The sequence below is a fragment of the Bariatricus sp. HCP28S3_D3 genome (assembly GCF_052065755.1).
GTDB lineage: Bacteria > Bacillota > Clostridia > Lachnospirales > Lachnospiraceae > Allocoprococcus.
The window spans coordinates 1-11,799 of sequence record NZ_JBQHTK010000002.1 but is presented as its reverse complement, the minus strand read 5'-3'; the positions used below and the strand labels follow the sequence as shown (position 1 = coordinate 11,799).

16 protein-coding genes are annotated in these 11,799 nt (G+C 42.1%); all 16 read right to left on the bottom strand.

All coding sequences use genetic code 11. The features are described from left to right. Positions 1 to 2 precede the first annotated feature (2 nt). The gene (locus tag ACTNB3_RS02290) at positions 3 to 713 is read right to left on the bottom strand and encodes a hypothetical protein (protein WP_441024384.1); all 711 of its coding nucleotides are present in this window, start codon (positions 711 to 713) and stop codon (positions 3 to 5) included. Next, complete coding sequence (locus tag ACTNB3_RS02285) at positions 713 to 1,273, bottom strand: SprT-like domain-containing protein (protein ID WP_441024383.1); 561 nt, start codon at positions 1,271 to 1,273, stop codon at positions 713 to 715. Before ACTNB3_RS02285 ends, ACTNB3_RS02290 begins: the two co-directional genes overlap by 1 nt. A 133-nt stretch (positions 1,274 to 1,406) precedes the next feature. After that, the gene (locus ACTNB3_RS02280) at positions 1,407 to 1,862 is read right to left on the bottom strand and encodes a hypothetical protein (protein WP_441024382.1); all 456 of its coding nucleotides are present in this window, start codon (positions 1,860 to 1,862) and stop codon (positions 1,407 to 1,409) included. 26 nt (positions 1,863 to 1,888) lie between these two features. Continuing rightward, complete coding sequence (locus tag ACTNB3_RS02275) at positions 1,889 to 2,341, bottom strand: hypothetical protein (protein ID WP_441024381.1); 453 nt, start codon at positions 2,339 to 2,341, stop codon at positions 1,889 to 1,891. A gap of 13 nt (positions 2,342 to 2,354) precedes the next feature. Next, positions 2,355 to 2,654, bottom strand: a complete 300-nt coding sequence (locus tag ACTNB3_RS02270; RefSeq protein ID WP_441024380.1) for a hypothetical protein — start codon at positions 2,652 to 2,654, stop codon at positions 2,355 to 2,357. Between the two features lie 112 nt (positions 2,655 to 2,766). Further along, the gene (locus ACTNB3_RS02265) at positions 2,767 to 4,539 is read right to left on the bottom strand and encodes a ThiF family adenylyltransferase (RefSeq protein ID WP_441024379.1); all 1,773 of its coding nucleotides are present in this window, start codon (positions 4,537 to 4,539) and stop codon (positions 2,767 to 2,769) included. Between the two features lie 10 nt (positions 4,540 to 4,549). After that, entirely contained in the window at positions 4,550 to 5,902 is a 1,353-nt protein-coding gene (locus tag ACTNB3_RS02260) for an AAA family ATPase (protein ID WP_441024378.1), read from the bottom strand. A 17-nt stretch (positions 5,903 to 5,919) separates the two neighbouring features. After that, positions 5,920 to 6,150 carry a hypothetical protein gene (locus ACTNB3_RS02255; protein ID WP_441024376.1) on the bottom strand — a complete coding sequence of 77 codons (231 nt, stop codon included), beginning with the start codon at positions 6,148 to 6,150 and terminating at the stop codon, positions 5,920 to 5,922. 78 nt (positions 6,151 to 6,228) lie between these two features. Then, the gene (locus ACTNB3_RS02250) at positions 6,229 to 6,354 is read right to left on the bottom strand and encodes a hypothetical protein (RefSeq protein ID WP_441024374.1); all 126 of its coding nucleotides are present in this window, start codon (positions 6,352 to 6,354) and stop codon (positions 6,229 to 6,231) included. Between the two features lie 46 nt (positions 6,355 to 6,400). Then, positions 6,401 to 6,991: a hypothetical protein gene (locus ACTNB3_RS02245; RefSeq protein WP_441024372.1), complete on the bottom strand. Its 591-nt coding sequence runs from the start codon at positions 6,989 to 6,991 to the stop codon at positions 6,401 to 6,403. A 323-nt stretch (positions 6,992 to 7,314) separates the two neighbouring features. Further along, complete coding sequence (locus ACTNB3_RS02240; RefSeq protein ID WP_441024370.1) at positions 7,315 to 8,388, bottom strand: type IV secretory system conjugative DNA transfer family protein; 1,074 nt, start codon at positions 8,386 to 8,388, stop codon at positions 7,315 to 7,317. Then, complete coding sequence (locus ACTNB3_RS02235) at positions 8,381 to 8,578, bottom strand: hypothetical protein (protein ID WP_441024368.1); 198 nt, start codon at positions 8,576 to 8,578, stop codon at positions 8,381 to 8,383. Before ACTNB3_RS02235 ends, ACTNB3_RS02240 begins: the two co-directional genes overlap by 8 nt. Before the next feature lie 3 nt (positions 8,579 to 8,581). After that, positions 8,582 to 9,169 (bottom strand): ClpP family protease, encoded by a 588-nt coding sequence (locus tag ACTNB3_RS02230; protein ID WP_441024366.1) that lies wholly within the window; start codon positions 9,167 to 9,169, stop codon positions 8,582 to 8,584. Beyond that, complete coding sequence (locus ACTNB3_RS02225) at positions 9,169 to 9,852, bottom strand: hypothetical protein (protein ID WP_441024364.1); 684 nt, start codon at positions 9,850 to 9,852, stop codon at positions 9,169 to 9,171. The genes ACTNB3_RS02230 and ACTNB3_RS02225 overlap by 1 nt, the downstream gene beginning before the upstream one ends. A 556-nt stretch (positions 9,853 to 10,408) precedes the next feature. Continuing rightward, positions 10,409 to 11,389, bottom strand: a complete 981-nt coding sequence (locus tag ACTNB3_RS02220; RefSeq protein ID WP_441024362.1) for a hypothetical protein — start codon at positions 11,387 to 11,389, stop codon at positions 10,409 to 10,411. A 194-nt stretch (positions 11,390 to 11,583) separates the two neighbouring features. Continuing rightward, positions 11,584 to 11,799 (bottom strand): hypothetical protein (locus ACTNB3_RS02215; protein WP_441024360.1); only part of this gene is annotated, 216 nt, incomplete at its 5' end.

Genomic DNA, 11,799 nt, shown 5'->3' with positions numbered 1-11,799 from the left:
GATTACCTCCTAAATATACCTTTAACAATTTCCCAGAAAATCCATATCATTATTATGATAGGAATCAGAGCGGTCAAAACAGCTGTCAATAAAATAGCCGCAGCTCCACTTTCAACCATCCATACAATACTACACATTAAAGCAATCAATATTATTGATAGAATAGCTATGGGTATCCGTACCAGGATCGCCGGAATCTGAAATCCAGGTTTAACAGTTGTATCTGTCGTTCGATTGTAGATAGACTTCACAACTCTACGGTGTTTCAAATTCTTGGCTTTGATCTGTACTTCATCACCCACCTGCATTCTTCCAAGATAGCTTCCATATAAGCAGAAATCTCGTACTTCAGGAGGATACTCATCTGATAGACTTTCCACCCTAATCGTATACTCGATTGTCTGATGTGCAAACTGGTATGGTTCTCCTCTAAAGATTGTATTGATCAGCTTTAAACGCTTTGAGTTAAACAGTTCCTGATGATCAATCTCCACGATTCGGCCATGACATTCCATTGTGCCAAGATGCTCATGAATGAACTGCACTGCCTGATTTCGCACAGGTTCAAGCCCTGGTATGCGATCAGCCGGTTGTAAATGAACTACTGCATTGTCCATATTGTGTACTAATTCACTATGGCAGAATGGACATACCTCCTTGTCCTCACCATATAAGAAAGCAGAATCACAGTTTGGATTAGAACATCTTTTCATTAAGCGCACCTCCCACAATTCTTATCTACCCATGTTAGTGAAAGCTTCTTGGTTTCCATATCTTTGAAGTTGACCAATGCATAACGATTAATATCAGCACCGACAATCTCCACTATCCGTCCTCTGCCAAATCGAGGATGCATAATGAAAGAGCCGGTTCTGTAATGATCAAGAATCGCTGCTTGCTTTCGCTCAGCTTCATACATATCCTGATAATAATTCGCGCTCTCTCTGCTGTAACATCGAATCGGCAGAGAACCAACTTCAATACAGCATTTCTTCCAAGTAGCCCCGTGTCCCACATTGCCATATACCATATGATCCATGTAGTGTGCATACTCATGGCGGATGGTATCCAGGGCCTCTTCTATCGGCCACAATGGATCATCAAAGTAGTGTCTGGAGAAACGAAATGCTCCTCCACCGGCAGAGCTATAGGATCCCAGTGTGCATTTAGCATTGCTGAAACTAATTGGCAGGGTTGCTTCCTTTAAACCAGTCTTTGCATCCAATCTTGCAAACTCTTTTCGGATTGCAGCTTCATTCCAGATATTCTTCATAGCTGTATACCTCTTTCTTTTTGATATATACAGCTTAACATCGAATTATCCATAGACAGAAAGGGGGAGAGAATAAACACCCCTCTCCCGCCTGCTATATTATGAAGCACTCAACTCTGCAAACTTCTTTTTATTAACCAAATCTTTTGCCTGTAGCAATATACTCTTGAATGTTGTCTGCCCATACACGAGAGATGGTCTGCATATCACTCAGAGAATTTACAGGACTGTCCCAACACACGTACGGCTTGGATCCGTCCCAGAGTCTATGAGTCGCATGCCCATCTGTTGATCGGCTTCCTAGACTCGGCATACGAAGAATATAAGCTCTCCAGGATCCATTAACTTTCTTGTAATTAAACCGATATTCTTTATCTCTGCGCCCATGATTATCGTTTGCATAATAAACCATCGGGCCTGTTTCTGTTGCGGATTTGGCCGAATTTCCAACTAATGTAATTGCCTGGTTTCCTGAGTTTGAAGGTGCCGAAGTACTATTCTGATTACGTGAAATCAATATACCGGTTTTAACACAGGCAGTAATTGCAATGATCGCAACTACTATAACCATCCATTCATCCATATTCATATCAACACCTCCAAATCATCTTGCTATTACTCAGGTCCAAACCTTTTACCAGTTGCTATATATTCCTGAATACAATCCGCCCACACTCTGGAAATATTTTGCATGTCTTTTAACGAGTTGACCGTCTTATCCCAGCAAATGTACGCGTTGTTACTGTCATCCCACAGTCTATGTGTCGGAATACTTCTTGCATCACGATTGCCAAGGCTAGGCATTCGAAGTATATAAGCTCTCCAGGATCCGTTAACTTTTTTATAATTGAAACGATACTCTCTATCCTTGCCACAATGCCTATCATTTGCATAGTAGACCATTGGACCAGTTTCATTTTTTTGAGAAAGCGGCACCACTCTTGTCTGCTGGGGTGTCGTTCTTTGTGTTGTCTCGGCAGGTCTTGCTGGGGTCTCCTTTGTTCGACTGCAATATATAAGTATGCCAGCAACTACCATCACTACTCCTACTACAATCCATCCTGTCACTTATAACACCTCCTTAATACAAGCACTTCAAGCTTCTTAAAAACTCTTTCATATCTGTGAAATCCAGAAATCTTACTGTTCCAATCGCAAGCCAGTCTTTAAAAAGAGCTGGTGCCTGATTGTTGCTGCAAGAAATGCCTTTATCGATAAAGAGGGCATATGTATTCTCCTCCTTTTCAAAACCGATTCTGGCGATATTCTTGCTGCAAGCTCCTGGCAGATAACAGTGCGAATACACATGGCAAAGATGATCTTCAAGGGATTCTTTCAGTAATTCGTACTGATGATCACTTCCATATACAAATTCCTTCATATTTCGTTCCTCCTAACATATTATGATTTCATCTATAATGATACTTGAACCCCTTTGACGATTTGCTGGAGGGGAGAGCCCCTAAAAGCCTCCACCACCCACTATGTATACCTTAGGCAGTCTGATCGGCATAATCGCTTGCCACCGAATTAGCGGTCACTTCCTCCATCTTGATATTTCTTGTATCCGGCCATTTCATATGAAGGTCTTCCAGATGACCTGTACCACCACAAAGTTTGCAGGTTTCATATCCGTTTGATGGATGATCCGGTTTCTGCGGGATCCAGACTGTTTCATCCATAAATGTATATCGTTCAGCCCCTGTAAACACTCTGTCAAAAATACCGATACCCAGCACATCCCTTACATTAGGATTTAATCTGATCTGTACAAAGTTTCGATCTTTGACGCTGTCGAGCATATCGCTGAATGCATTGCCCGGTGCCTCATGATACATCAGCAGCATGAGAGCAATATATCCTTTCAGTGCATTCATTCTCTCAGTTGCAAAAATAGTACAAGCAGATGAGTCAACATCATTTTCAAATCCATTCTCATACTTTTCAAATCGACTGCCAAGAAGGCATCTCGGACAGCTCTCTGTTACTCCTGGATACACGAAGATGAGTTCGGCAGCAGCACCTGCTTTATACATCATTGCTGCAAGATACGGAGTACCATACTTTAATGCAAGGATAGAGCTTCTTTTCTGCGCTTCGAAGTTATCCGTACATCCCAGGATCAGATAGTCGGTAGGTTTTCTTCCAGGGAACATGTCCATGTAGGACTTAAACTCTTCATCAGACATATTGTCATCAAGGAAACGATCAACGCATACAACTTTCGCATCAGGATTAATGTCCAGAATACGCTGGCGGATAACATCAACCTTCTTTTTACCCATCTCACTGATGAAGACTCCCTGTGTAGCAACATTTGACGGGCTTACAATATCAGCATCCATAAGAATATAATTTCTGAAGCCGCTTCTTGCAAAATTCTCAAGTGCACTTCTTGCGCCACCAGTACCAATGCAGATGATCACCTTATCAAGAACATGATCCGGATATAAGCTCTGCACCTTAGTAAAGTAATCATTGCTCTCTACAGCTTTTCTCATAACACTCTCCTCCTGACTTGTAATGGTAGTAGCATTGAGGCTATCTACCTTCTTTTCTTCCGCTTCTGCATGTCTTTCTTCCTGGCAGTTAATGCCATCACGATATGCATCCAACTGTTTGATTGAATAATTCTGACTCCACTTTTTAAATGAAGCATATACATAGCCGTCTTCGTTGGCTTTAAGTACATATTCCAAATTAACATTCAGGCAATCATCTTCCTGACGCACCACATAGAAGTACATAGTGTAAAATCCTCTTCTTTCATTCTGGATAATCGGAAGATAGAAGTAATCCAATTCGAAGAATCTCAGGTGAAGAAGCGCTGTAGAAATATCATGGTAGGATGGGCGAACGCATCCAATCGGATGAGAATGGTAAATACCATTTGTTACAAATCCATTGGCCTTCCATGCCCTAAACACTTCAGACATAGACTCGACGTCATAGTAAAAGGTGCCTGATGTATTTCTTGAGTGAACATCAAAGTAACACTCATCAATTAAGTTTGGATCCGTCTTTGATGCAAGCATACCACCTGTTTCAGCTCTGTACTTTCCTACATTTTTTCTGAAATCATCCAGCACTTTAGTCGAGAATTTAATTGTCTTATTAGGAATCCCTTTTTCCTGCATTGCCTCCATTGTTTCTTCCTCCTCCATCAGATCTTCGTCATAGTCACAGCTAAAGCAGCTCATTACTGAATCTAATCCATAGGCCACTCTAGTAAGTCCATTCTCAATCAATCTCACTACTCGTCTCATAAATTCCTCCTTATGCGATTTCAAACTCAATTGCACCAATTGTTCCCTTTAATGCTACTGATTTATCTCTTAATGACTCCAGTCGTCTTTCTCTCAAAAGGTGCTCTCCAATAGCATCACTGACAAGATCTCGGATCCCTCTTGCTCCGTATTTTGTCTGATGCTTTAAGAAATCAAGCATTAATCCTTCATCAATTCGCACCAGTCGAAGCTCATAGTTTTTGAGTTCTTCCCTTACAAACTTGGCTACAATATCCATAGTCGCAGTGTCAGAGAGTGCATTGAAAACAATAAAGTTTCCAATTTTACCGCTGATTTCCGGTCTACCACAGTGCTTTGTGAATTGATCCCTACACATTTCTGCTTTCTCAAACTTAGATAATTTCTGGTATCTATCCATATCGATTGGAATGTTTGAGGTAAAAAACAGGATGCATTCGTTCAAATCAATCGGTTTTGAGTTATCTGCCATCCCCAGGAAACCGGTATCAATAGCTTCCATTAATCCAGTAAGAAGCTTTGTGTCAGCCTTCTCGATTTCGTTAATCACAACCACATGCTTTTTGTTTTTTCTAACAGGTTCTAAAACCGTATCATTACCAAAGCCAATATATCCAGGAGGAGCTCCGAAGAATCTATGAACAGTATGTTCACCTACGAACTCACTTCCTGCGATCTCGATGTAACCATACGGAGTTTCATATACATTACTAAGAACATCAGCCAGTGATTTCGCTGTCTCGGATTTACCAGTTGCTGTCGGGCCGATCAATGCCATTACCAGAAGCTTCTTATCCTTCCTCATTTTATTGATGACAATCTTATTCGCGATTTCATCAATCACATTATCCTGGCCAAACACCTTCTTCTTAAGAGGTGCTGCAATCTCCTCCGGCCAAACCATCTTGGGCACATCTGCTTCCTCCTTGAGTGCTTTTACTTTCGAAGGATCATATACCGGATCATCAGAAGTCGGTTCTACAGTTTTACCTAAGCAAGCCTCCTCCTTGCTGTTCTGCCCGTCCACAATATCATGATGTATATCTTCACTTTCAAAACTATTGGCTTCAAAAAGAGGTTGCAGCCCTCGAAGAAAACAGATCATATCATCCATACAGATAAATCTGATTTCTCCATTTGTGATGAAATTCTTAAAGTCGGAATTATCCGTCTCAGCACAAATGCCCTTGTCAATATACAGGATATAATGCCCATTGCAGTTCTGCTCAAATCCAATTCTTGCGGTTTTTGGAGTGCAGCATTCTGGAAGGATACAACCGTTGTATACGTGACACTGATTATCCAATAACTGCTGATCCAGTTCTTCAAACTGCTGATCTGTTCCAAATGCAAATTCTCTCATCTCATTTTCCTCCCATATTAATTGGCTACTGCACCAATGATTGCTAATACGATTGCTACAACAATACCCCAGCAAATGAACGAAGCAATTGCTTCAGCTACTGGAACAATAAACACACCTCCACACAGCAATCCTGCCGATGATCCTACGCTTCCCCAAACAGTTTGTCTCTTGCATATGAACCATACTGAAAAGGCTGCATAACCTATGATCAAAGCAATTGCTGTAATATGAATAAATCCATCCATATCATCCCTCCTCTCAACTCAATACCTGAGACCTTCTCATGAATAACCTTTCCTAATAACGTCTCAAATATTGAGTCGTTACGGTAATTCATCTACAGCCTTATAATAAGACCCTGAATTACCAGAAGGGCAGGGGGGAGCATTAGGCATATTTTGTGCCTGAACCGCAGAAACATTGATTATTCTAAACATTTTATTAATCAAAAAATCACCTCCCAACTACCGAATAACGTCCGCAAACCCAGTTCTGTTAGTGGAAACCACCGCCTGGGAGCGTCTCCTTCTGCTCGCCTCCATGGAATCCACCGCCCGGAAGTGTCTCCTTCTGCTCACCCCCGTGGAATCCGCCGCCCGGAAGCGTCTCCTTCTGCTCGCCTCCATGGAATCCGCCGCCCGGAAGTGTCTCCTTCTGCTCACCTCCATGGAATCCGCCGCCCGGAAGTGTCTCCTTCTGCTCACCTCCATGAAAGCCTCCGCCCGGGAGTGTCTCCTTCTGCTCGCCTCCATGGAATCCACCGCCCGGGAGTGTCTCCTTCTGCTCACCTCCGTGGAATCCGCCGCCCGGGAGTGTCTCCTTCTGCTCGCCTCCATGGAATCCGCCGCCCGGGAGTGTCTCCTTCTGCTCACCTCCGTGGAATCCGCCGCCCGGGAGTGTCTCCTTCTGCTCACCTCCGTGGAATCCGCCGCCCGGAAGCGTCTCCTTCTGCTCGCCTCCGTGGAATCCGCCGCCCGGAAGCGTCTCCTTCTGCTCGCCTCCAAAGAAACCTCCACCAGGAAGCATTTCACACTTGTTCATCTTGTTATTGGTTGTATTCTGATTTTCAATGTTCATATTCTTCATAGAATTATTCTCCTTCATATTTGTTATATATTGCATTCTTGTCATCTTGATCGTATAGCCAGCTCCTAATTACTTGAAAACAATCACCTCCCTATCCGTTCATTCAACGCTGCTGTTGTTTTTAGGAAGAGTCAATACCTCTTCCCACACCACCGAGTTCCTTACTACTCATTGCGTCACCCCCTTCGTTCTTTCTACTTAAATGATAACAGCCCGTTATCCTTGGTCAGCCAGGGGGAGCTAACCACCTTTCATATAGTCTCGCTTGTGTTCGGATGTATTTACATGTCTCTGATACATATACTTCTGCATAATAGTCCTCCTTATCTTTCCTGATTTGCCATTCTCTTGTTATAGTCCTTTGTTACCTTCTGATAGACATCATTCTTCTGAATGTCGTATCTTCTGGTAACGATCGGACGCTGTCCTCGTCTGAAGAGTACTTCCTGCCCAATAGGCATATAAAGAACTTCATCCAGAGGTGCATTTAATCTCAAGCTGATGTTCTGTGCTGTTCTGAGATCCATCCCACCAAGATAGATATATGAATCACAGTTGTTTATGATCGTAGTTGCATTATCTGTTCCGTACATCTGTTCGAGCTGACTTTCAGACTGAAGAAGAAGCGTTACGGAGATGCCTTTCTCGCGGAAGATACTTATGTATTCCGGGAAGTTCAATACGCGACTGCCGGTTGCGAAGTCATCACATAACACGTGGACCGGAATAGGTAACACTCCATCAGGACGATTCTCAGCATATTCAAATAGCTGCTTAAATGCCTGTGCATAGAACATATTTACGAAGCAATGAAGCGCCGGATTTACTGCACTGGTTGTCACAAACAGAATTGTTTTCTTGGTTGCCATCTGTTCGAAATCCACCTTCTTCTTGGTTGCCATCATCTTCCTAAGTTCGGGAGAGAAGATAGTATCGATGGTGGTGTTCAAGGTTCCAAACACACATCCTGCCGTCTTGATAGGCAGATTTTTGAAGGATTTCCAACAGGATACCGCAAAGCAGGTCGGATCCTTCGATGCGATGTATTCAAACTTTCCATCCAATGATGTTCTGATTGTTCCACTACCTTCATCCAGAACAAGGCTGTCATGCAGTTCCAGAACATCTGCAAATGTGGCATTGTCCTTCGTCATCAAGGTATATGCAATTTCTGCTGACAGAAGGGAAGTGGCTGCTTCATCCCAGTATGGATCAGCGCTGGAGTTATCCTTCTGTGGGTCTGCCTTTACGATAGATTTCGCAAGAAATGTAATATCTGAATAGCTTCCTACATACTCCAGCGGATCATAGGCACATGAACTTTCAAGAGGATTCACAAAATTGAGGTCTAAGATTTCATAACCTCTCTTCTGGAACAAAGGCATGTACTTATTCACAATACGTCTCTTTGTGACTGTTTGCGATCATACTTGAGGTTTTGGTCTCAAGTAATCTCGGTTCAGAGACAGACATGGTCTTACCACTACCGCTGCCACCACATACGATCACGTTGTTGTTTAATCCAGTCTCATTACTGTCTGCAGAATAACAACAGTTCTCACCAAGAATCACTTTTTCTTTTTCCATGACTTAACCCTCCATAATCACACTAAAGTCTACGATTTGATCACAAAGTCCAAAGCTTTTACTTTCTTCCGGGCTAAAGTAGTGATCATAACTTGTGGCTTTCTCTACTTCTTCTTCACTCTTTCCGGTATGTTTAGAAAGAATCTGGTTCATCTTTCGTTTTGTCTCCAGGAGACTCTCCGAAATAGACTTGATAGATGAACTGTTACCTCCTACACGATTGCCCAAAAGAGGTTCATGAAGCATTAATTCCGAATGTGGAAGCATGTATCTTCCGTGATTTCCGCAGGCAAATAGAACTGCACCCATGCTGTATGCTCTTCCAATACAGAACATTCTGATAGGAGCCTTACTTGCCTGAATCACATCGTACATAACCATACCGGAATTGATTTCACCGCCAGGGCTATTAATCAGAACATCAATAGGCTTACTAGAATCTTCTTCATTCAGCACCATGATCTTTTTGATGAATTCGCATGCAGCTTCCGGTGTAATTTCTCCCTCAATAAAAACCTTTCTCTGAGATAACAGCTTGGAATCTGCTGATACCTGTGTAATACCATTGGAGCTTTTGATCAGAACATTCATTATGCTACCTCCGCTTTCTTCTTACCAAACAGATCTACGTGAACCTCTGCTGCATCTTCGGAAGATGCAGTCTCACTGGTTGCTGCTTCCTCTTCGGTTGTGATTCCCAGTCTCTCAGCAAGACGAGCAATCATATCAGCAACATCACCATCGCCAGCATCCGCTCCGATCTCTGCAAGCATACTACGAAGTTCCTCGTCAGGAGACTTTTCACACATGGCAATGGCCTCCTTTGCAGAACTTCCGGCAAAGATGATGGATGTAATACCGGCCGCATAACGCTTGTACATTGCTGCGGTACAATGAATGCTGTTCTTTACAACCTCAGTGGAAGGAAGCACATCGTCACAATCGATGAAGCTCTTATAGCGAATTTCACCGTCTCTGAAGTCGAACTCGAAACATCCGTTCTTCAGGCCAAAGTTTGCACGGCAGATGAATTCAGCCATCTGTGCCATCATCTTCTCGTCATCGCGATCAGCACCAATCGGACAGATACCGTAAACCACCATCTCATCTTCCTTGACGTCGATGAGGTACTTGATCTTCTGGATCTTGCTTCTCACTCTCAGACCAAAATCGAAAATGCCACGTTCTTCGTCGAAAGAGTAATGCCAGTCATCGTCAGTCAGGAACTTCTTAACAACGTTTGCAATCTCGTTAGAATAGTTATATTTCTTCATGGTAGAATTCTCCTTTGCATCTATGTAAATTTGGTTGTTTGATTACCGTGCAACGATTGGTGTCACATTCCCCAGAGGTCTTCAGCCGCTCAATGGTCGCTGTTATCGAACTATACGCCCCGATAACCAGGCGTTTTGGCATGTTTCTTATGGAGTTTTCAAGGTTCCGTTTTCGAAGTTTCCTTCGATGAATTAATTGTCTCATGGACAATTCCATTCTCCGGAGGGGGGAGTTCTCTGTTCCTTTTGGAAGAGAAAACTCTCTGTCGCTCCTGTGAGATAAGTATCTCATGAGCAATTTGCCATCTTAGGAGGGGGAGTTATTACTCCAAGTTCTTATATGAACTCACGGCTACACGCCCTTCCTCATTACGGATTAATCATCTCACAACATAATTGCTCTGATAGTAGGGGGAAATCAAAAAAATCCCGATGCAGTTGATAATTTCAACCACATCGGGATTGTGCTTCAATTCTTATGTCTTCTGAACTCTCCAGTACCTCTTCACACAGCATCGTATCAATATAAATGCTATCAAGAGTAACTATGCATAACTCACTTCATCTTCCGTTCCAAATACATGATCAATCTTTGCGCTTCAGCCAAATATGCATTAATTTGCTCGTCTGTTGTTGATTGCAACAACTTTTTCCAAATATAACATGCTTTTTTCACATATTCCATCGCTGTTTTATACTCACTTTGTTCCATTGAAATGATGCTCGCATTATAAAGGGTCATTGCATATGAGTTTGGAGAATAATCTTGTCCATTTGCCTGTAAGCTCTCATATATTGTCAAAGCTTTTCGTGAATAAAAAGATTTTTTTTGAGAACTACTCTCATATGCACACATATCTGAGTAAATATCGGCATGCAATGACTCTTTATTATCGTCATTTTCTGCTATTTGGGCTGCTTTCTGAAGCATCTGATATGCCAAATCTTTACGACCAACATTACCAAATAGCATGTTAAGAACATAGTAGTACTTTGCCATCGCATATGTATTCTTGAAGAACTCGTGTTCCGGCATACATGTCATTTTTTCAATCAATTCAACAATCCGCAGTAATGATGAAGTATCATATTCTTTGCTTCTCATATATCTGCTTAATGTTGTTTCAATCTCATTTTTATATTTGCGATACTCTTGTTCGAAATCCTCCTCACGTTTCGGTTTTGGCAAACCATTTTTCCTGAACATAATTATTCTTTGTACGATGCCTGCCTCTGAGACTTCTATTTCCGGATGCTCATTCACCATTTTTTCGGCCATACATAAATACCTGTCTGCATCCGCGTGGCTTTCCATCCTTGAAAGCGCTATTGCGTGATTTAGATATGCAGTGGTCAGTTTTAATCCAATGAAAGATCTATACTGCATCGGTGTGATATCAAACGAACGCAGTTCTTCGTAATATCCTTTCCGTTCCATTTCCTGCAATAGGGTTTCGCAAAGGACAGCTATTTCATGCGCCTTATCTAGCAGCTCAGCTTCCGAGTACATCGCGAGAATCTTTTCATAAATATTCACCAGTTCAATTTCTGCCAGCTCATAAGAGCTTTGTATTTTCTCGAATATCGCATCTGCATATGGTATCGTGTTCCTGTAATCACCGGTACTGAAAAGAAGCATAGCATAACGTAGCATGCTTTGCATAGCAAGGATAATATTTTCTGATTCCTTTACATTAATTAGCATCCCCATAATTTTCTCAGCATCCTGTTTCAGACGTTCTTCCATATGGTGCTGTTCCCAAAGCATGCACTGATTACTGATATTGTGAAAATAAATATATTCCAGTGAACATTTTGTTCCGTTCCAATTATATGACTCAAACTTCCCACACCAATCAGGTGTACTGTACCTTGAAAATTCAATATTTTAGCCAATAAAAAGGGCATAAATAACGCTCTTTTGATATAATGGAATTGCCCAGAAAC